Source organism: Burkholderia sp. 572, assembly GCF_040545135.1.
Classification (GTDB): Bacteria; Pseudomonadota; Gammaproteobacteria; order Burkholderiales; family Burkholderiaceae; genus Burkholderia; species Burkholderia cepacia.
The window spans coordinates 72,872-91,620 of the sequence record NZ_JBEPLH010000005.1; the positions used below are offsets into that span (position 1 = coordinate 72,872).

The window sequence follows — 18,749 nt, forward strand, 5'->3', positions numbered from 1 at the left end:
CTCAGGCGTTGTCCCGCGGCGGGTAGCGAACGTCGAGCACGTCGATCGGCTGCGGGCCGGCCGGTGTCATCAGCATGACGGTATCGCCGATCTTCGCCTTGATCAGCGCACGCGCAACCGGGGAAATCCAGCTGACGCAGCCGCGATCCAGATCGACCTCGTCGATCCCGACGATCGTGATCGTATGATCCTCGCCGTCCGGCGTCTCGTAATCGACCGTTGCACCGAAAAACACCTGGTCGACATTCTCCTGCCGGCTCGCATCGACGACTTCGGCAAGATCGAGCCGCTTCGTCAGGAAGCGGATGCGGCGATCGATCTCGCGAAGCCGTCGCTTGCCGTAGATGTAGTCGCCGTTTTCCGACCGGTCGCCGTTCGATGCGGCCCAGGACACGAGCCGCACGACCTCGGGACGCTCGACGTCGATCAGGTTCAGCAGTTCGTCCCTCAGCCGCTTGTGACCGGCCGGCGTGATGTAGTTCTTCGCGCCCGCCGGGATCGCGGGCTGGGCCTGGTCGAGATCGTCGTCGTCGCCGTCCGACTCTTTGACAAACGCCTTGTTCATGATGCAGATTCAACGTGGATGACTGATGCTCCAAGGGTACACGATGGGGGCCCCGGCAAGGCCGCGCAGAACAATTCGCGAATAAGGCTTCCCTTTTTATACAACCCTGCTATAATTTCGCTTCTGCGTGCGGCTGTAGCTCAGTTGGATAGAGTACTTGGCTACGAACCAAGGGGTCGTGGGTTCGAATCCTGCCAGCCGCGCCACTTTTTTCGAGGGCCTTCTGAACCGAAGGCCCTTTCAGTTCGAAGCAGTAGAAGTTTTGTTTTGCGTGCGGCTGTAGCTCAGTTGGATAGAGTACTTGGCTACGAACCAAGGGGTCGTGGGTTCGAATCCTGCCAGCCGCGCCACTTTTTTGGGGGCCTTCCCATCGCAGAAGGTTCCGACAGTCAAGCAGTACCGTTTTGCGTGCGGCTGTAGCTCAGTTGGATAGAGTACTTGGCTACGAACCAAGGGGTCGTGGGTTCGAATCCTGCCAGCCGCGCCACCTTAAAAGGGCTTTCCTCCGGGAAAGCCCTTTTTCTTTTCCACCTCCTCTTCCCTTGCTCACGACACGGCCCGGTCACAGGCGCCCTTGTCCAGCCACGCCGCACGTTCGCTCTTCGTACCGCACAAATGAAAACGGCGGCCATATTGGCCGCCGTCGATCAATCGCCCGCTTGTGCTGGCAAGCGTCAATAATCCTGCCGCTCGCGCTCGATCCGCATACCGCCGTCATGGCGCGCATGCGCGCCGTCGTCGGTCGAACGCTCGCGCATGATCCGCATCACGTCCGGATTGGTCCGCACGCGCCGCATCACGTTCGCGAGATGCACGCGGTCGCTGACCTGGATCACGAAGCGCAGTACCGTCGATTCGTGTGTCAGATCCTCGTCCATCGCGATATGCACGATGTTCGCGTCGGCCGACGTGATGTCCGCCGCCACGCGCGCAAAGATACCCTTGGTGTTCTTCACGAGCGCCTTCACCGCGACATCGAACAGGCGGCCCGGCTGCGGCGCCCATTCGACGTCGATCCAGCGGCCCGGATCGCGGCGGTGAATCCGCTGCGCCACGCGGCAATCGGTCGTATGAATCGCCATCCCCAGGCCGATGCCGATGTAGCCCATGATCGCGTCGCCCGGAATCGGCCGGCAGCACGCGGACAACTGCACGGACATCCCTTCGGTACCGGTAATCACGACCGGCGGCGCATGGTGCGCGGGATGCCGCTCGGACTTCGGCAGATCGTCGTCCGCGTCGCGGCCGCTCATCAGCACCTCGATGCGCTTGGCCATCACCGCGGCAACGCGACGGCCGAGGCCGATGTCCGCGAAGATTTCCTGACGGCTCTTGTTGCCCGTCCACTGCACGAGCTTCTCCCACACCTCCGGCTCGACATCGGCCAGCGCGAGACCATAGCCTTTCAGGCTCTGGTCGACCAGCCGCTCGCCAAGCTGCACCGACTCGTTCAGGCGCATCGTCTTCAGGTAGTGACGGATCGCCGAACGCGCCTTGCCGGTACGCACGAAACCGAGCCATGCGGGGTTCGGCTTCGAATACGGCGCGGTGATCACCTCGACGATGTCGCCGCTCTTCAGCTCGGTGCGCAGCGGCAGCAGTTCGTTGTTGATCTTCACGGCCACGCACTGGTTGCCGAGATCGCTGTGGATCGAATACGCGAAATCGAGCGCCGTCGCGCCGCGCGGCAGCGCCATGATCTTCGACTTCGGCGTGAACACGTAGACCGCATCGGGGAACAGGTCGATCTTCACGTGCTCGAGGAATTCGCTCGAATCGCCGGCTTCGCTCTGGATGTCGAGCAACGACTTCAGCCACTGGTGGGCGCGCTTCTGCACGTCACTGAGATCAGCGCTGCCGTTCTTGTACAGCCAATGCGCGGCGACCCCCGCCTCGGCAATCTCATGCATCTTGCGCGTGCGCACCTGAAACTCGATCGGTGCGCCGAACGGACCGACGAGCGTCGTGTGCAGCGACTGATAGCCGTTGATCTTCGGGATCGCGATGTAGTCCTTGAACTTGCCGGGCACGGGCTTGTACAGCGCGTGCAGCGCGCCGATGCACGTGTAGCAGTCGAGCGGGCTGTCGACGACGACGCGAAAACCGTACACGTCGAGCACCTGCGAGAACGACAGCTGCTTGTCGCGCATCTTGCGGTACACGCTGTAGATGGTCTTTTCGCGGCCGGTGATCTCGGCGTCGATCTTCGCGTCGGCCATCGCGCGCTGCGCGGCCTCGAGAATCTTGCTGATCACTTCGCGGCGGTTGCCGCGCGCCGCCTTGACGGCCTTCTCGAGCGTCGCGTAGCGATGCGGGTTGAAGTTCGCGAAGCTCATGTCCTGCAGCTCGCGATACGTGTTGTTCAACCCGAGGCGGTGCGCGATCGGCGCGTAGATATCGAGCGTCTCGCGCGCGACGCGGCGGCGCTTTTCCATCGGCACCGCGCCGAGCGTGCGCATGTTGTGCAGGCGGTCGGCGAGCTTGACGAGAATGACGCGCACGTCGCGTGCCATCGCGAGCAGCATCTTGCGGAAGTTTTCCGCCTGCGCTTCCTCGCGGCTGCGGAACTCCATCTTGTCGAGCTTCGACAGGCCGTCGACCAGTTCGGCGACCTTCGGGCCGAACCGTTCGGCCAGTTCGCTCTTGGTCACGCCCTGGTCTTCCATCACGTCGTGCAGGAGCGCTGCCATGACGGCCTGTGCGTCGAGCTTCCAGCCGGCACAGATTTCCGCGACGGCGACGGGATGGGTGATGTAGGGTTCGCCGCTCTGGCGATATTGACCGAGGTGGGCTTCGTCGCTGAAGTGGAACGCCGCCTTGACCTCTTTGATTTCTTCCGGAGCGAGATACTCGGCCAGCACGGCCGTCAGTTTCGCGATCGAAACGACGCCGTGCTTGCGCGGCTGCTCCGGTGTGGCGGTCGGCCCGAACAGATGCCGGAAGGACTGTTCGAGGACCGCGTCGATGTACTGGCGCGCAGGCGACTGGGCCGTGGCTTCGGTGGTCGAATCCGCGGAGGCGGACGATGGGGTGGTGCTCATATTCGCCTCCAGGTCGAGTCGTTGCGCGCGTGGATTACATGGCTGGAACGGGCCGGATGCGCGTTACACCGGCACCTTCTTCAGCATCTCGACGCCGACCTGGCCGGCAGCGATTTCGCGCAGCGCGACGACGGTCGGCTTGTCGCGGCTTTCGATCTTCGGCGTATGGCCTTGCGCGAGCTGCCGCGCGCGATAGGTGGCGGCGAGCGCCAGTTCGAAGCGGTTCGGGATTTGCTTCAGGCAGTCTTCGACGGTAATGCGAGCCATGTTGGTAATTCCTTCTGAATATAGTCCTTATTCTACCTTATGTCCCTCGTCCCCCGCGTCATTCCGCGTGGGGCAGATGGATGCCGAGCTCGATGAACAGCTCCGTGTGTCGCGCGTACTGCGAAGCAAAGCGCAGGCGCGTGGCGGCGACGATGCATTCGAGCTCCGCGAGCGCACGCTCGAAATTCTCGTTGATCACCACGTATTCCGCTTCCGACGCGTGCGCGATCTCGCTGCCGGCGGCGAGCAGGCGGCGCGTGATCACGTTCGGTTCGTCCTGGCCGCGCTTCTTCAGGCGCTCCTCGAGCGCGTCGAGCGACGGCGGCAGGATGAAGATGCCGACCGCGTTGCGGAACTGCTTCTTCACCTGCAGTGCGCCCTGCCAGTCGATCTCGAGCAGCACGTCGTGGCCGTTCTTCATCTGCTCTTCGATCCAGACGCGCGACGTGCCGTAGTAGTTGCCGTGCACTTCCGCGCTCTCGAGGAATTCGTGCGCCGCGTGACGCGCGCGGAAATCCTCGACCGTCGTGAAGTGATAGTGCCGGCCGTCCTGCTCGCCCGGGCGCGGCTTGCGCGTCGTGTACGAGATCGACAGGCAGATGTCGTTGTCCTTCGACAGCAGCGCATTCACGAGCGTCGACTTGCCGGCGCCCGACGGCGCGACGACCATGAACAGGTTGCCGGGATAGACGCCGCCGTGCAGCGAATGCGACGCGTGGACGTCGCGATGGGAATCGGTCATGACAGCCTCCGCCGGGCAGCCCCAAGGAGGCTGGCCGCCCCCTCGGGGGGCAGCGAACATAGTGAGCGTGGGGGTCGTTTCATCTCTGTTACTCCAGGTTTTGCACTTGCTCGCGCATCTGCTCGATCAACAGCTTGAGCGCCATCGATGCGTCGGCCAGTTCCTTCGCCGCCGCCTTCGAGCCGAGCGTGTTTGCTTCTCGATTCAGTTCCTGCATCATGAAGTCGAGACGCTTGCCGACGCGGCCGCCCTTCTCGATCACATGACGCGTTTCGTTCAGGTGCGCGGTGAGACGCGACAGCTCTTCCGCGATGTCGATCCGGATCCCGTACATCGTCACTTCCTGACGAATGCGCTCCGCGGCTTCCTCGCGCGTGACGATCGTCGCGCTGCCTTCGGGCGCCGCGATGCCGAGCGCTTCCTGCAGCCGTTCGACGATCTTCTGCTGATGCTTCGCGATCAGCTCCGGCACGAGCGGCGTGATGCGCGCGACGATCGCTTCCATCTCGGTGACGTTCGACAGCAGCATCGTCGCCAGTTGCGCGCCTTCGCGCGAACGCACGACGACGAGCTCGCCGATCGCTTCCTTGCCGCACGCGAGCACCGCGTCGCGGATCGCTTCCGCCGACACGCCGCTTTCGGCGATCACGCCGGGCCAGCGCAGGATCTCGCCCGCGCGCAGGCGGCCGACGCCCGGGAACGTGTCCAGCACCGAGCGCTCGAGCTCGGCGAGCTGGCCGAGCGCCGACTGGTTCAGCGCGCCGGCGCCGATGCTCTGCTCGCCGCGCTGCAGGTTGATGCGGATGTCGACCTTGCCGCGCGACAGCTTGTTCATCAGCATTTCGCGCAGCGCGGGTTCGCACGCGCGCACGTCGTCCGGCATCCGGAAATTCAGGTCGAGGAAGCGCGAGTTCACGGTGCGCAGTTCGACCGACACGCTGGTGCCGCCGTTACCGGTGGCCATCGCGAGTTCGCGCGTCGCGCTCGCGTAGCCCGTCATGCTGTAGATCATGGTTCGTCTCGCCGTCTGGGTGCCCTCGCGGGCGGGGATATGTCGAGGCGCCCGGCGCATCGGAAAGCGCGGGGCGGGAAGCGCGCATTATCCCATTTTTGGGAACCACCCCGCCGGGCAAGCCCGCCGTTCGGCGCTAAAATCGGGGTTTCCTCTCGTTCCGCGATTCCCACATGACGTCCTCCGTTTCCCGCCCGAGCGGCCGCCGCGCCGACGAACTGCGCAAGGTCGCCCTCACGCGCCACTACACGAAACACGCCGAAGGCTCGGTGCTGGTCGAATTCGGCGACACCAAGGTGCTCTGCACCGCGAGCGTCTCCGAACGCGTGCCCGATTTCCTGCGCGACCGCGGGCAAGGCTGGCTGACCGCCGAATACGGCATGCTGCCGCGCGCGACGCACACGCGCAGCGACCGCGAAGCCGCACGCGGCAAGCAGACCGGCCGCACGCAGGAAATTCAGCGCCTGATCGGCCGCGCGCTGCGCGCCGTGTTCGACCTCGAGGCGCTCGGCCCGCGCACGATCCACATCGACTGCGACGTGATCCAGGCCGACGGCGGCACGCGCACGGCGAGCATCACCGGCGCGTTCGTCGCCGCACACGACGCCGTATCGACGCTGATCGCGGCCGGCAAGCTCACGCGCTCGCCGATCACCGATCACGTCGCCGCGATCTCGGTCGGCGTGTACGAAGGCGCGCCCGTGCTCGACCTCGATTACGCGGAAGATTCGCGCTGCGACACCGACATGAACGTCGTGATGACGGGCGCCGGCGGCTTCGTCGAAGTCCAGGGCACGGCCGAAGGCGTGCCGTTCTCGCGCGCCGAGATGAACGCGCTGCTCGACCTCGCGCAAGGCGGGATCGCCGAACTCGTGCAGCTTCAGAAAGACGTGCTGGGCGCCTGACATGCCGGACGACCACACCATCGCACCGCTGTCGCGCATCGTCCTCGCGTCGAACAACGCCGGCAAGCTGCGCGAATTCACCGCGCTGTTCTCGACGGTCGGCATCGAGATCGTCCCGCAGGGCGACCTCGCGGTGCCCGAGGCGGAAGAGCCGTTCGGCACCTTCATCGAGAACGCGCTGACGAAGGCGCGTCACGCGTCGCGGCTCACCGGGCTGCCGGCGATCGCCGACGATTCGGGCCTGTGCGTGCGCGTGCTGCGCGGCGCGCCGGGCGTCTATTCGGCGCGTTATGCGCAGCGCGCGGGCCGCGACAAGGGCGATGCGGCGAACAACGCGTATCTCGTCGAGCAGCTGCGCGGCGTCGACGACCGGCGCGCATACTACTGCTGCGTGCTCGCGCTCGTGCGCCATGCGGACGACCCCGAGCCGCTGTTCGCCGAAGGGCGCTGGGCGGGCGAGATCGTCGATACCCCGCGCGGCGAGCACGGATTCGGCTATGACCCGTATTTCTATCTGCCTTCGCTCGGCGCGACGGCCGCCGAACTCGAACCGGCCGTGAAGAACACGCACAGCCACCGCGCGCTGGCGCTGAAGGCGCTGCTGGCGCGGCTCGCGGAGGAGGCATGAGCATGCCCGATACCCCTTCGCTGCGGGAGGTTGCATGAGCCAGGCCGCGGAAACCGGCGCACGCGTCGTCGCGACCTTCACGTCGCCCGGCCAGGTACGGCTCACGTCGCTGCCGCCGCTCGCGCTGTACGTGCATTTCCCGTGGTGCGTGCGCAAGTGCCCGTACTGCGATTTCAACTCGCACGAGTGGAAAGGCGAACGGTTTCCGGAAACCGAGTATCTCGACGCGCTGCGCGCCGATCTCGAGCAGGCGCTGCCGCTCGTGTGGGGCCGGCAGGTGCATACGGTGTTCATCGGCGGCGGCACGCCGAGCCTGCTGTCGGCCGCCGGCCTCGACCGGATGCTGTCCGACGTGCGCGCGCTGCTGCCGCTCGACGCCGATGCCGAGATCACGCTCGAGGCGAATCCGGGCACGTTCGAGGCCGCGAAGTTCGCGCAGTTCCGCGCGAGCGGCGTGAACCGCCTGTCGGTCGGCATCCAGAGCTTCAACGAAACGCACCTGAAGGCGCTCGGCCGGATTCACGACACCGCGCAGGCTCGCGCGGCCGTCGAGATCGCCGCGAAGAACTTCGACAACTTCAACCTCGACCTGATGTTCGCGCTGCCGAACCAGACGCTCGACGAATGCCGTACCGACATCGAAACCGCACTGTCGTACGCGCCGCCGCATCTGTCGCTGTATCACCTGACGCTCGAGCCGAATACCCTGTTCGCGAAGTTCCCGCCGGTCGTCCCCGATGACGACGCGTCGGCCGACATGCAGGAATGGATTCACGCACGTACGGCCGAGGCCGGTTACGGGCGCTACGAAGTGTCCGCGTATGCGAAGCCGAATCATCAGTGCAAGCACAACCTGAACTACTGGCGTTTCGGCGACTATCTCGGGATCGGTGCGGGCGCGCACACGAAGCTGTCGTTCCCGAACCGGATCCTGCGGCAGGCACGCTACAAGCATCCTGCGACCTTCATCGAGCAGGCGATGGCCGGCACGGCCGTGCAGGAAGAACGTGAAGTCGGCGCGCGCGACCTGCCGTTCGAGTTCATGCTGAACACGCTGCGGCTCGTCGAGGGCTTCCCCGTGCACAGCTTCGCCGAGCGCACCGGCCTGCCGATGAGCACGATCGAGCCGGCACTGCAGGAAGCGGAACGGCGCGGACTGATCGCACGCGATTTCGCGCAGATCGCGCCGACGCCGCTCGGCCAGCGTTTCCTCAACGACCTGCAGGAATTGTTCCTGCGCGACGATTGAGGGCATGAAGATCGCGGCATTTCGGTTACAATGCCGCCTCGTGTGGAAGCGTGGCCGAGCGGTTTAAGGCACCGGTCTTGAAAACCGGCGACGGGAAACTGTCCGTGAGTTCGAATCTCACCGCTTCCGCCAGGAAGTTTGCCAAACCCCGTCCATTCAGCGAATGACGGGGTTTTTTGTTGGTTCTCGTACGGCTTTCCCCCACGTTCCGACGCGTCCCGCCGGATGCCGTTACAATCCGGCGCTCCGATTCGCGAAACGGGAAACCCACGTCATGAAGCCCCTCATCGTCTCGTCGCTCGTCGCCTTGCTCGCGGCCGTCAGCACGCACGCGGCAGCCGACACCGCGTCCGGCAGCGACGCGCAAGCGTCGTGCGCGATCGCATACGTGTCCGGCGTCGGCGGCTCGCCGCGCGGCCTGAGCGAATACCTCGCGAGCCCGTCGCCGTACAACTACCTGAAAGACAACGACCTCCAGTGCAAGGTGGGAGACGACGGACGCACGTCGAACTGCACCGGCGTGACCTACCTGCGCAACGAACAGGTGAGCGTGTACGACGATTCCGATCCGGCGACGCTCACCGTCGTGGCACGCGTGGAGCTCGACCACGGCCAGAAATACCCGGTGATCATCGTCGTGCAGCGCAAGGACGCCCGCTGCAAACAATGATGCAGCGCCGCGCGCGAACCCGTTCGTCGAAACGGCACGGGCAGCAGCCCGTCATCGCGCCGCAGCGCGCCGGAAGCCTCCCGGCCAGCCGCTCGATCACCTAGAATTCGATCAACACGGCGACACGACCGCCGCCGCGTACTCGATGCCGCGCGCGCCACCCCAGCGTGCGGTACACGGAGATCGCCATGACCGAACTGTCGATACCGACGGAACACGTCGATTACGAAGGCTTCGAGGTCCATGTCGTGCCGGCTGCCGTGCCCGGCAGCGACACGCGCTACACCTACACCGGCTACGTATGCCATCCCGGCGCGAATCCCGCGTTACCCGGCCACGCGGTACCGTTCCATGCGGACGGCGAGGAAAGCTTCGCCAGCCTCGATGAAGCCGTCCACGAAGCCGTGCATGTCGGCAAGAGCATCATCGACGGCACGCACCCCGACCTGTCGGTCCTGTCACTCGTCACGCACGGTTTCTGAACCGGGCGACACGCGTCGCTGACGATTGCGCGGGCATCCGCCGCGGTGCTTGCCCGCTGCGCCGGATGCGCGCTGCCGAACCATCGCCAAGCGCCTGCGCGCCGGTCGCGTTCCTCGCCATGCTTTCAACCGTGCAACACGCGCACCGGGATGCGGACGTGCGGCAGCCGCGCGAGCGTGCCGTCACAAGTCACGTCACATTGCGATACGCAAGCGCACACTGCCTCGCCATCAGCGATCGCGACACCCGGCATCGCCCGTTATGTGTTTCTCCCGATGCCGGCTCGCGCCCGTGCGTCTATCATTTTTTTATAGTCACTTCTGGCTAGCCTCCCATGCGCCCCCTTTCCCGTTCGCGCGTCGACCGGCTGCGTGCAGTTGCACTGGCCGTCGTCGCCATGCTCGCGGCGTGCACGATCACGCCGCCTCCGTCGCTGCACTCGATCCTGACGATTCCGTCGATCACACGCAGTGGCAGCCTCGACCAATACCGCGTCGAAGTCGCGCAGCGTGTCGCCGAACGCAATCCGTCCGGCCTGCTGCACGGCACGCCGCAGGCCATGCTCCGTTCGCTCGTCGTCGTGGCCTTCACCGTCGATGGCAGCGGCCGGCTCGTCAACGCGTCCGTCTATCGCAGCAACGGCGACAGCGAAGCGGAAGCGCTCGCGCTCGCGTCGCTGCGCCGCTCGGCGCCGCTGCCCCCGCCACCGTCGCGGCTGCTCGACGGCAACGGCCGGCTCGAAATGATGGAAGGCTGGCTCTTCAACGACGACGGCCACTTCCAGTTGCAAAGCACCGCGTCGGCGCAGGCGCAATCGATCGACTGACCGGCCGCCGCACCGCGATTGCCGGTGCGCGGCAGCGCTGGCTATAATTTTCCGCAATCGCGCGGCCATCACGCCGCGCGCGCGTTCGTGCGCCCCACCCGGCATGCGAGCCGACCACGCCGGCACCGGGCGGCGGCGACGTACCCGTCTCCATCGTCGACCGGCGGGTGACGTCCGCGCCATGGCGCGCGTCCACGCCGCTACCGCATCGTCCGCTCGGCTGCCCCCCCGGCAGGTGTCCGCCTGTCCGACCGCACGCCCAGCCGACCGCCCTAACGACAAAACGGAGACATCCATGTCCGCATCCCCCCCGACCGTTGCACACGCAACCGGTTCGGCCGGCGCCGTCAGCCACCGGCGCATCGTGTTCGCGAGCTTCATCGGCACCGCGATCGAGTTCTACGATTTCTATGTGTACGCAACGGCTGCCGCGCTCGTCATCGGCCCCGTATTCTTTCCACACGGCTCCGCGACCGCACAGGCGCTGTCCGCGTTCGTCACGTTCGGCATCGCATTCATCGCGCGCCCGATCGGCTCGTTCCTGTTCGGGCACTTCGGCGATCGCATCGGGCGCAAATCGACGCTCGTCGCGTCACTGCTCGTGATGGGCGTATCCACCACCGCAATCGGCTTCGTGCCCGGCTACGACGCGATCGGCACGCTCGCGCCGGTGCTGCTGTGCGTGCTGCGCTTCGGCCAGGGGATCGGCCTCGGCGGCGAATGGGGCGGCGCCGCGCTGCTCGCGACCGAGCATGCGCCGCAGGGCAAGCGCGGCTGGTTCGGCATGTTCCCGCAGCTCGGGCCCTCGGTCGGCTTCCTGATGTCGAACGGCCTGTTCTTCGCGCTCGCGTTGTCGCTGTCGGACGAGCAGTTCCGCAGCTGGGGCTGGCGCATCCCGTTCCTGGTCAGCGCGGTGCTCGTCGCGCTCGGCCTGTACGTGCGACTCAAGATCACCGAAACGCCCGCGTTCCAGGCCGCGCTCGATCGCAACGAGCGCGTACGCGTGCCGGTCGCGACCCTCGTCACGCAACACTGGCAGCCGACGCTGCTCGGCGCGCTCGCGATGGTCGTCTGCTACACGCTGTTCTATATCTCGACGGTGTTTTCGCTGTCGTACGGCGTGTCGGCGCTGCATATTCCGCGCCAGAGCTTCCTCGGCCTGCTGTGTTTCGCGGTCGTGTTCATGGGACTCGCGACGCCGCTGTCCGCGTGGGCATCCGATCGCTTCGGCCGCAAACCGGTACTCGTCGTGGGCGCGATCGCCGCGCTGCTGTCGGGTTTCGCGATGGAACCGCTGCTCGGCAGCGGCTCGATGCCGCTCGTCGCGCTGTTCCTGACGATCGAGCTGTTCCTGATGGGCGTGACGTTCGCGCCGATGGGCGCGCTGCTGCCGGAACTGTTCCCGACCAACGTCCGCTATACGGGTGCGGGGGTCGCGTACAACCTCGGCGGGATCCTCGGCGCGTCGATCGCGCCGTACATCGCGCAACTGCTGGCGGCGCGCGGCGGGCTGTCGTGGGTCGGCGGATATGTATCGGTTGCGGCGGCCATCAGCCTGATCGGCGTGCTGCTGATGCGCGAAACGCGCGACGCGTCGCTCGTCTGAGTCTCCGGGGCGACCCGGGTTGCGCGGTGGCCGGCGCTGCCTATACTCGATCCCGGGTGCGCCGCCGCGCGCCCCCGGGATCCCGCCCCGAAGGAGCCGCCGCCATGAACATCCGCCTCGGCAATGCCGATCTCGTCCTGATCCTCGCGCTTGCGCTCGGTGGCGCGCTCCTGCTCGCGCTGCGCTTCCGGCCGAAGACGTGGCGCAGCCTCGTGTTCGAGGCGCTGCTGGCGAACCTGGCGGCGATCGCCGCCGTCGTCACGGTCGAGGCGCTGCTCGCCTGAACCGGCCCGCCCCGCTTCGTCAGGCGGTCAGTCGCGCGCGCTGCGCGCCGTAGGCCGGGCAGACCGTATCGATCGCGTCCAGCGCCTCCTCGACCAACGGCATCGCGCCCGGCTCGCCGATGGACAGGGCATTCGGCGCGCCGCCGATCCCGCAATGGTGCCGCGACGTCGCGACGAAAATCATCACGGTCGGCCGCTGCAACGCGTGCGCCATGTGCACGAACCCCGTATCGACCCCCACCACGAGCGCAGCCCGGCCAAGCGCCGCACCGAGTTCGCGCACCGTCATCGCGGGCAGCACGACCGCCCCCGGCGCGCGCGCGGCGATGTCCTGCGCGTCATCGTGCTCGGCAGCCGATCCCCACGGCAACAGCACGCGCACGCCGCGCGCCATCATCTGCGTGGCGAGCGCGGCCCAGTGATCGGCCGGCCATTTCTTGTCGGGGTTGGACGTTGCATGGAACAACAGCATGAACGGTGCGCCGTCGGTCACGGCCGTCGGCAGGTTCGCGTCCTGCGGCGGGACGATGCCGTACGTGGCGACACCCTCGGGCGCGTAACCGAGCGCCTCGCCCGCGCTCACGCGCATCCCGTGCCAGGCGTCGCAATCCGGCCGCGGGCCGAAGCGATGCGAATACGCGAAGCGTGCGCCCGTTTCGCCGAGATCCTGCGTCTGGTAGCCGATGCGGCGCGCGGCGCGCGCCAGCACCGAAATGATCGCGCTCTTGTAGACGCCGTGCAGGTCGATCACCGCATCGTAGCGGTGCGCCCGCAGCGCGCCGATCGACGCCGAGATCGCCTTCAGGTCGCCGCGATTGCGCATCTTCTTGAAACGGCGCAGCGGCGCGCAAAGGACATGGCTGACGCCCGGATGCCAGCGCACGACCTCCGCGCACGATTCGTCCACCGCCCAGTCGACCGTTACGCCGGGAAAGGCGCGATGCAGATCCGCGACGACAGGCAGCGTCTGGACGACGTCGCCGAGCGACGTCACTTTCACGATGAGGATGCGTTTCACGTTTGCGGGGAAGAGCCAGCCATTTGGGGATGCTAACGACGGATACCCGCCGCGAACATTACTCTTGAATTACATTTGCAACGAAATGCTACAAGCTTGCGAAACCCTGTCGCCCACTTTGCGGCCCCGGTTCCTTTTTATAATGTCTCCTTTGCCCGATGGCCCCGCCGATGCCACGCCCCGCTCTTGCCGCCCTTCCCGCCCTGTTTCCCGCCCTCACCCGACGCTCGCTGAGAATCTGGCGCCAGTACGGCGTTTTCTGGCTCGGCGCGATCGTCGTCGGCCTCGCGGCCGTGCTCTACGCGCGACTGATCGACTGGGGCTATGAAAGCTTCCGCACGATGCGCGATCACGCCGCGTGGCTGCCGCTGCTGCTGACGCCGGCAATCGCCGCGGTGTCGGTATGGATCACGCGCCGCTTCTTCCGCGGCGCTGAGGGCAGCGGCATCCCGCAGGTGATCGCGACGCTGCATGCGCGCCCGAGCGCGTTCGGCTCCCGGCTGCTGACGCTGCGCATCCTGTTCGGCAAGGTGCTGGTGTCGTTCCTCGGCATCCTGGGCGGCTTCACGATCGGCCGCGAAGGGCCAACCGTGCAGGTCGGCGCGGCGCTGATGTTCAACCTGCGGCGCTTCTACCCGCGCTCGAACGCGCAGATCGAACGCCAGCTGGTGCTCGCCGGCGCGGCGGCCGGGCTGTCGGCCGCGTTCAATACGCCGCTCGCCGGGATCGTGTTCGCGATCGAGGAACTGACGCGCAGCTTCTCCGCGCGCGCCAGCGGCGTGCTGATCACCGCGATCATACTCGCCGGCGTCGTCGCGCTCGGCCTGAACGGCAACTACACGTATTTCGGTACGATCGATGCCGGCCCCCATTTCCCGAAACTGCTGGCGCTCGCGGTGCTGGTCACCGCGATCGTGACGGGAATCGCGGGCGGGCTGTTCTGCTGGCTGCTGCTCAACACGGGACGCTGGCTGCCCGCGCGGCTGCTGGGCCTGTATCGCGAGCGGCCGATCGCGTTCGCCGCGCTGTGCGGCTTCGCGATCGCCGTCGTCGGCCTCGTATCGGGCGGCACGACCTTCGGCAGCGGCTATGCCGAAGCACGCGGCCTGCTCGACGGCAGCCAGCATCTGTCGGTGTTCTACCCGTTCCTGAAAATGGTGTCGATGGTCGCATCGTACCTGCCGGGCATCCCCGGCGGGATCTTCGCCCCTTCGCTGTCGATCGGCGCAGGGTTCGGCAACCTGCTGCACGTCGTGTTCAGCAACATGAGCCTGCCGATGCTGATCGCGCTCGCGATGGTGGGCTACATGGCGGCCGTCACGCAGTCGCCGATCACGTCGTTCGTGATCGTGATGGAGATGATCAACGGTCACGCACTCGTGATTTCGCTGATGGCCACCGCGTTGGTGTCGAGCCGCGTATCGCGCTTCTTCGCGCCGCCGCTCTACGAAACGCTCGCGCTGCGCTATCTCGCGCCGCCCGTCGCGGCCGCGGAACCGGCCGCGGCAGCCGCGGCGAGCACGACGGTGGCAACCGGCATCACCGAGCCGCAGGATGCGGCCGCCGCGCCCGCCGACCCGCTCGACACGCTGCGCGACGAAGGTGGTGAAGTGCCGCCCGCCGCCGCACCGACCGAAGGCGCCGCCGATGCGCCGGCGCCGCACGACGACGAGCCGGCCGCGGCCGGGACCAACGGCGCGGCGCAACCCGGCCCGCGCAACGCTCAGTAGATCACGACGGGTGCCGGCCGGTAGTACACGGGCCGCGCCGGCACGACGATGCACCCGGCCAGCGTGATCGCGACGAGCACGATGGCGATTGCGGTTCTTTTCATCGCCCGCCCCCCCATCACGCCCAGTGGCCACGGGTCCAGAACCAGTTCGGACCGCGCTGGTCCCAATGGCCCGGCACCCATTGCATGCCGACGCGCTCGGCCTCCCAGTGGCCGCCGATCCACACGTAGCGGCCATGCTCCCAGTGCCAGTGCCCGCGATCCCACACATAGCCCACGCGCGCGGACGGCACGACCTCGTAGCGCACCGGCGGCGGCGCATTCGGCGCGACGATGACGACTTCCTCGGTGCGCACGGCGACCGGCTCGGCGACGACCACGCGGCCCTGCGGCGCGATCACGGGTGTGCCGACGAGAATCTCGTCCGCATGCGCGGCGAGCGGCGCGACGACGGCTGACAGGCTCGCGGCAAGCAGGGCGAGCGAAACGATACGACGTTGAACAGTAGAGACAGCCATCACAACCTCCAGGTTGAACAAGTTACGCGAGCGTATTCGTTCAATGCGGGAGGACCGGTAACGGCCGACAGGCGCCGTGTTACGGCGTGCCCGAAAGTGCAACAGGGCGTAAGACGCGCACGGCGGCGAGTGCCGCCGTGCGGAGGGACACAGGTAGCACTCAGGCCTGCGGGATCTCGATCTTCACTTCGAGGACTTCGAGATCGTCCTGGCGCTCGAGGCTCACGCGGATGTCATCGTTCGAAATATGGACGTACTTCGAGATGACCGCGACCAGCTCCTTCTGCAGCGCCGGCAGGTAATCCGCCGGCGGGCGGCCGCCGACGCGCTCGTGCGCGATGATGAGCTGCAGGCGCTCCTTCGCGACCGATGCGGACTTCTTCTTCTCACCGAGGAGAAACGAAAGGATGGACATTGGCGGCCTCCGTTACTTGCTGCCGAAGAGGCGCTGCAGCAGGCCCGGCTTCTGGTAATCGGTGAAGCGCAGCGGCTTGTCTTCACCGAGGAAGCGCGCGACGACGTCCTTGTACGCTTCCGCCACGTCGGTGCCGTCGATATGCACGGCCGGCAAGCCCTGGTTCGACGCATGCAGGACGGCTTCCGACTCGGGCACCACGCCGATCAGCTTGATGCGCAGGATCTCGCTGATGTCCTCGAGCGACAGCATCTCGCCTTCGCTGACGCGCTTCGGGCTGTAGCGCGTGATCAGCAGGTGTTCCTTGATCGGATCCTTGCCTTCGGTCGCACGCTTCGTCTTCGACGACAGGATGCCGAGAATGCGGTCGGAGTCGCGCACCGACGACACTTCCGGGTTCGTGACGATCAGCGCTTCATCCGCGAAGTACATCGCGTGCAGCGCGCCCGCCTCGATGCCGGCCGGCGAATCGCAGACGATGTATTCGAAGTCCATCGCGGTGAGGTCGTTCAGCACCTTCTCGACGCCTTCGCGCGTGAGCGCATCCTTGTCGCGCGTCTGCGACGCCGGCAGGATGAACAGGTTCTCGCACTTCTTGTCCTTGATCAGCGCCTGGTTCAGGTTCGCTTCGCCCTGGATCACGTTCACGAGGTCGTACACCACGCGGCGCTCGCAGCCCATGATGAGATCGAGGTTGCGCAGGCCGACGTCGAAGTCGATCACGGCCGTCTTGTGGCCGCGCAGCGCGAGACCGGACGCAAAGCTCGCGCTCGTCGTCGTCTTGCCCACGCCGCCCTTGCCCGAGGTCACCACGATGATTTTTGCCATTTACCCAATACCCTGTGTTCGTCAATGAGAGCCGATCGATCCGGAGCGCACCGCGTGTATTACGTCAGGCGCAGCGGTTCAATCATCAGTTTTTCCTCTTCGAGCCGGATCTGCACCGCTTTCCCCAGTACATCGGCGGGCAACGGGTTCTCGGTTGTTCGATAGATACCCGCGATCGAAATCAGTTCCGGCTCGAGACACGTGCAGAAAATGCGCGCGTCGTGATTGCCGTGCACGCCCGCGAGTGCGCGGCCGCGCAACGGCGCGTAGATGTGGATATTGCCTTCCGCGATGATCTCCGCGCCGTGACTGACCGGCGCAAGCACCACGAGGTCTCCTTTCGCGTAAATCTGCTGCCCCGAACGCAACGGCCGGTCGATCACGAGCGTCTGGCCGCCCGGCTGGTTCGACACCGGCACCGACTCGGACGCCTGGTCGGGCGCCGCCGCGGCTGCTGCTGCGACGACGGCCTCGGCGACCGGCGACGCCTCCGCGCCCTCGGCCGGTTTCGCGGCCGGCACGCGGCGATCGCGCGCCTCGAGCAACGGCAGGCCGGCTTCCCCCGCCCAGCCCTGCGTGGCCAGCGCGACGACACCCACCGGGCGCATCCGCACGTCGTTCAGCATCTGGCGGATGTCCGCCAGCGCGACGCGTTCGCCGTCCGCCAGGCGGCGGACGTCGATCGCGACGACATCGTCGGCGAAAAACTCGGGAGTCGCTTCGAAGCGCTTGACCAGTTCGGTACGCAACGCATCGAGATCGGTCGTCTTCACGGTGAACAGCAACGTGTCGACCGATCCGCTGCGCAGCTCGAAGAATGGCGATTTTTTAAGCGACATGGACACTCTGCAAAAATTTTTTGCGTATTTTACAGGCGTCCACGCGCGCGGCCATTATTTTTGGGGAACCGGGTTGCAGCGGCCCGGGCGGGCGCGCAACCGGAAAGCGGGCTGGCAAGCGGGCGACCGGACCTTCATCGCGCCGCGCGGCCCGCGTTCTGACGTCGCGTCAGTGCTTCACCTGCGACACGTACAGCGATTTCATCGCGCCGGGCATCCGCGCGATCGGCGCGTGTTCGCCGGTGTTGCCGAAACCCGCGCGCTCGTAGAAGCGGATCGCGTTGCGGTTCGCATCGGCAATCCACGCGTAGACGTCCTGGGCGCCGCGCTCGGCGAGCCAGGCGGTGGCCGTCTCCAGCAGCAGCACGCCGCCGCGCAGATGGCGCACCGCGTGCGCGACCCACAGCTCGCTGACGAACGCACGCCGATCGGGCGTATTGTCGAAATACGCGCCGATCATGCCGGCCGGATGGCCTTCGGTATACAGCAGGAAAGTCGTCGACTCGTCGGACACGGCGCGCTGCGCGGCAATCGCCGACGCTGCGTTCGTTTCGACGTTCAGCAATTCGGCCTCCGGCGCTTCGCCGGGCGCGTAGGGCTCGCGCAGCGATGCAGCGCGGAGTTCGCGATACACGCCGCCCTGGTCGGCAACGATACGACGAACGGTCAAGGTCGAACTCATGCAGGCACAGCCCCCTTCGGACAGCAAGCTACTAGCTTCAACCGAAAGCGGGGCATGAGTCAAATCGTAATTTTCAAATGGCAGCGCGAATCGAAAGGCGGCAGGCACTGCGGGCGGCCATGCGGCCAGCCCGTGTGCAGGTGCAGCATCGGCGCATCGACGCGGCAAACGGATGACCACCGTGACGGCTTCATTCGACGCCTGGCACCAGTCGCCTTGCGGCAAGAGGCAGTCGCAGGTCGGGCCCCGTGAATTTCATCATGAAGGGCGTAATGATCCGTAATATTGGTAACACCGAAGCAAGCGACATGGGTCGCCATCCCGCTCCGTATATTGCGACGCAACATTTGTTGCGAACCTGCAGCGTCGACGCCAGTTCTCGTCACGGCACGCCATCCGTCTGACAAACCTGCCGCCCGCGCGGGCCGATCCGGTCATT

General features: G+C 66.3%; 20 protein-coding genes and 4 tRNA genes. 13 read left to right on the forward strand and 11 right to left on the reverse strand.

Translation table 11 applies throughout. The annotated features are described in order from the left end of the window. Position 1: 1 nt before the first annotated feature. The gene (gene greB, locus ABIC51_RS11225) at positions 2–565 is read right to left on the reverse strand and encodes a transcription elongation factor GreB (RefSeq protein WP_021163929.1); all 564 of its coding nucleotides are present in this window, start codon (positions 563–565) and stop codon (positions 2–4) included. A gap of 129 nt (positions 566–694) precedes the next feature. On the opposite strand from greB, the gene ABIC51_RS11230 reads away from it, so the two are divergent. The 3 genes from ABIC51_RS11230 (at position 695) to ABIC51_RS11240 (ending at position 1,052) form a co-directional block, all read left to right on the forward strand. Further along, positions 695–771, forward strand: a tRNA-Arg gene (locus ABIC51_RS11230). Positions 772–838: 67 nt separating this feature from the next. Continuing rightward, a tRNA-Arg gene (locus tag ABIC51_RS11235) sits at positions 839–915 on the forward strand. 60 nt (positions 916–975) lie between these two features. After that, a tRNA-Arg gene (locus ABIC51_RS11240) sits at positions 976–1,052 on the forward strand. 187 nt (positions 1,053–1,239) lie between these two features. Here the strand turns inward: ABIC51_RS11240 and ABIC51_RS11245 are convergent. The 4 genes from ABIC51_RS11245 to ABIC51_RS11260 form a co-directional block, all read right to left on the reverse strand. Then, positions 1,240–3,606 (reverse strand): RelA/SpoT family protein, encoded by a 2,367-nt coding sequence (locus tag ABIC51_RS11245; RefSeq protein WP_021164124.1) that lies wholly within the window; start codon positions 3,604–3,606, stop codon positions 1,240–1,242. Between the two features lie 63 nt (positions 3,607–3,669). Next, positions 3,670–3,873 (reverse strand): DNA-directed RNA polymerase subunit omega, encoded by a 204-nt coding sequence (gene rpoZ / locus ABIC51_RS11250; RefSeq protein WP_006025620.1) that lies wholly within the window; start codon positions 3,871–3,873, stop codon positions 3,670–3,672. Between the two features lie 58 nt (positions 3,874–3,931). Then, positions 3,932–4,615, reverse strand: a complete 684-nt coding sequence (gene gmk / locus ABIC51_RS11255; RefSeq protein ID WP_027788102.1) for a guanylate kinase — start codon at positions 4,613–4,615, stop codon at positions 3,932–3,934. Between the two features lie 88 nt (positions 4,616–4,703). After that, entirely contained in the window at positions 4,704–5,627 is a 924-nt protein-coding gene (locus tag ABIC51_RS11260) for a YicC/YloC family endoribonuclease (protein WP_175897862.1), read from the reverse strand. A 173-nt stretch (positions 5,628–5,800) separates the two neighbouring features. Here ABIC51_RS11260 and rph point away from each other — a divergent pair, with 173 nt between their 5' ends. The 9 genes from rph to ABIC51_RS11305 all read left to right on the forward strand — a co-directional run bounded on the left by rph (position 5,801) and on the right by ABIC51_RS11305 (position 12,278). Continuing rightward, positions 5,801–6,532 carry a ribonuclease PH gene (gene rph / locus ABIC51_RS11265; protein ID WP_059695881.1) on the forward strand — a complete coding sequence of 244 codons (732 nt, stop codon included), beginning with the start codon at positions 5,801–5,803 and terminating at the stop codon, positions 6,530–6,532. Position 6,533: 1 nt separating this feature from the next. Next, the gene (gene rdgB / locus ABIC51_RS11270) at positions 6,534–7,160 is read left to right on the forward strand and encodes an RdgB/HAM1 family non-canonical purine NTP pyrophosphatase (RefSeq protein WP_027788105.1); all 627 of its coding nucleotides are present in this window, start codon (positions 6,534–6,536) and stop codon (positions 7,158–7,160) included. Between the two features lie 34 nt (positions 7,161–7,194). Beyond that, positions 7,195–8,409 (forward strand): radical SAM family heme chaperone HemW, encoded by a 1,215-nt coding sequence (hemW, locus tag ABIC51_RS11275; RefSeq protein ID WP_027788106.1) that lies wholly within the window; start codon positions 7,195–7,197, stop codon positions 8,407–8,409. Between the two features lie 44 nt (positions 8,410–8,453). After that, a tRNA-Ser gene (locus ABIC51_RS11280) sits at positions 8,454–8,541 on the forward strand. A 142-nt stretch (positions 8,542–8,683) separates the two neighbouring features. Further along, positions 8,684–9,079, forward strand: a complete 396-nt coding sequence (locus ABIC51_RS11285; protein WP_027788107.1) for a hypothetical protein — start codon at positions 8,684–8,686, stop codon at positions 9,077–9,079. Positions 9,080–9,267: 188 nt separating this feature from the next. Further along, the gene (locus ABIC51_RS11290) at positions 9,268–9,561 is read left to right on the forward strand and encodes a hypothetical protein (protein WP_027788108.1); all 294 of its coding nucleotides are present in this window, start codon (positions 9,268–9,270) and stop codon (positions 9,559–9,561) included. A 335-nt stretch (positions 9,562–9,896) separates the two neighbouring features. Continuing rightward, entirely contained in the window at positions 9,897–10,388 is a 492-nt protein-coding gene (locus ABIC51_RS11295; protein WP_027788109.1) for an energy transducer TonB family protein, read from the forward strand. Positions 10,389–10,683: 295 nt separating this feature from the next. Then, positions 10,684–11,994: an MFS transporter gene (locus ABIC51_RS11300; protein WP_021164135.1), complete on the forward strand. Its 1,311-nt coding sequence runs from the start codon at positions 10,684–10,686 to the stop codon at positions 11,992–11,994. A 104-nt stretch (positions 11,995–12,098) separates the two neighbouring features. After that, positions 12,099–12,278, forward strand: a complete 180-nt coding sequence (locus tag ABIC51_RS11305) for a hypothetical protein (RefSeq protein ID WP_175897863.1) — start codon at positions 12,099–12,101, stop codon at positions 12,276–12,278. Positions 12,279–12,297: 19 nt separating this feature from the next. Here ABIC51_RS11305 and waaC read toward each other — a convergent pair whose 3' ends face one another. After that, positions 12,298–13,296 (reverse strand): lipopolysaccharide heptosyltransferase I, encoded by a 999-nt coding sequence (waaC, locus tag ABIC51_RS11310; RefSeq protein ID WP_175897864.1) that lies wholly within the window; start codon positions 13,294–13,296, stop codon positions 12,298–12,300. A gap of 170 nt (positions 13,297–13,466) precedes the next feature. Here waaC and ABIC51_RS11315 point away from each other — a divergent pair, with 170 nt between their 5' ends. Further along, entirely contained in the window at positions 13,467–15,026 is a 1,560-nt protein-coding gene (locus tag ABIC51_RS11315; protein WP_175897865.1) for a chloride channel protein, read from the forward strand. 118 nt (positions 15,027–15,144) lie between these two features. Here ABIC51_RS11315 and ABIC51_RS11320 read toward each other — a convergent pair whose 3' ends face one another. From ABIC51_RS11320 to ABIC51_RS11340, 5 genes are all read right to left on the reverse strand, one after another. Then, positions 15,145–15,546, reverse strand: coding sequence for a YXWGXW repeat-containing protein (locus ABIC51_RS11320; protein WP_059485255.1), 402 nt, complete (start codon positions 15,544–15,546; stop codon positions 15,145–15,147). A gap of 160 nt (positions 15,547–15,706) precedes the next feature. Continuing rightward, on the reverse strand, positions 15,707–15,961 hold the full coding sequence (gene minE / locus ABIC51_RS11325) for a cell division topological specificity factor MinE (RefSeq protein ID WP_006486661.1): 255 nt from the start codon (positions 15,959–15,961) through the stop codon (positions 15,707–15,709). A gap of 12 nt (positions 15,962–15,973) precedes the next feature. Then, positions 15,974–16,789, reverse strand: a complete 816-nt coding sequence (minD, locus tag ABIC51_RS11330) for a septum site-determining protein MinD (RefSeq protein WP_027788114.1) — start codon at positions 16,787–16,789, stop codon at positions 15,974–15,976. Positions 16,790–16,848: 59 nt separating this feature from the next. After that, positions 16,849–17,628: a septum site-determining protein MinC gene (gene minC / locus ABIC51_RS11335; RefSeq protein WP_146253443.1), complete on the reverse strand. Its 780-nt coding sequence runs from the start codon at positions 17,626–17,628 to the stop codon at positions 16,849–16,851. A gap of 169 nt (positions 17,629–17,797) precedes the next feature. Further along, positions 17,798–18,439, reverse strand: a complete 642-nt coding sequence (locus tag ABIC51_RS11340) for a GNAT family N-acetyltransferase (RefSeq protein ID WP_226129419.1) — start codon at positions 18,437–18,439, stop codon at positions 17,798–17,800. Positions 18,440–18,749 lie beyond the last annotated feature (310 nt).

What these genes read in the sequence shown, in the direction of transcription:
- gmk (WP_027788102.1), bottom strand. Translation starts at nt 4,615, where the DNA reads ATGACCGATTCCCATCGCGACGTCCACGCGTCGCATTCGCTGCACGGC.
- minD (WP_027788114.1), bottom strand. Translation starts at nt 16,789, where the DNA reads ATGGCAAAAATCATCGTGGTGACCTCGGGCAAGGGCGGCGTGGGCAAG.
- ABIC51_RS11260 (WP_175897862.1), bottom strand. Translation starts at nt 5,627, where the DNA reads ATGATCTACAGCATGACGGGCTACGCGAGCGCGACGCGCGAACTCGCG.
- rdgB (WP_027788105.1), top strand. Translation starts at nt 6,534, where the DNA reads ATGCCGGACGACCACACCATCGCACCGCTGTCGCGCATCGTCCTCGCG.
- ABIC51_RS11245 (WP_021164124.1), bottom strand. Translation starts at nt 3,606, where the DNA reads ATGAGCACCACCCCATCGTCCGCCTCCGCGGATTCGACCACCGAAGCC.
- minE (WP_006486661.1), bottom strand. Translation starts at nt 15,961, where the DNA reads ATGTCCATCCTTTCGTTTCTCCTCGGTGAGAAGAAGAAGTCCGCATCG.
- rph (WP_059695881.1), top strand. Translation starts at nt 5,801, where the DNA reads ATGACGTCCTCCGTTTCCCGCCCGAGCGGCCGCCGCGCCGACGAACTG.
- ABIC51_RS11320 (WP_059485255.1), bottom strand. Translation starts at nt 15,546, where the DNA reads ATGGCTGTCTCTACTGTTCAACGTCGTATCGTTTCGCTCGCCCTGCTT.
- minC (WP_146253443.1), bottom strand. Translation starts at nt 17,628, where the DNA reads ATGTCGCTTAAAAAATCGCCATTCTTCGAGCTGCGCAGCGGATCGGTC.
- rpoZ (WP_006025620.1), bottom strand. Translation starts at nt 3,873, where the DNA reads ATGGCTCGCATTACCGTCGAAGACTGCCTGAAGCAAATCCCGAACCGC.
- hemW (WP_027788106.1), top strand. Translation starts at nt 7,195, where the DNA reads ATGAGCCAGGCCGCGGAAACCGGCGCACGCGTCGTCGCGACCTTCACG.
- ABIC51_RS11315 (WP_175897865.1), top strand. Translation starts at nt 13,467, where the DNA reads ATGCCACGCCCCGCTCTTGCCGCCCTTCCCGCCCTGTTTCCCGCCCTC.
- greB (WP_021163929.1), bottom strand. Translation starts at nt 565, where the DNA reads ATGAACAAGGCGTTTGTCAAAGAGTCGGACGGCGACGACGACGATCTC.
- ABIC51_RS11295 (WP_027788109.1), top strand. Translation starts at nt 9,897, where the DNA reads ATGCGCCCCCTTTCCCGTTCGCGCGTCGACCGGCTGCGTGCAGTTGCA.
- ABIC51_RS11300 (WP_021164135.1), top strand. Translation starts at nt 10,684, where the DNA reads ATGTCCGCATCCCCCCCGACCGTTGCACACGCAACCGGTTCGGCCGGC.
- ABIC51_RS11305 (WP_175897863.1), top strand. Translation starts at nt 12,099, where the DNA reads ATGAACATCCGCCTCGGCAATGCCGATCTCGTCCTGATCCTCGCGCTT.
- ABIC51_RS11290 (WP_027788108.1), top strand. Translation starts at nt 9,268, where the DNA reads ATGACCGAACTGTCGATACCGACGGAACACGTCGATTACGAAGGCTTC.
- ABIC51_RS11285 (WP_027788107.1), top strand. Translation starts at nt 8,684, where the DNA reads ATGAAGCCCCTCATCGTCTCGTCGCTCGTCGCCTTGCTCGCGGCCGTC.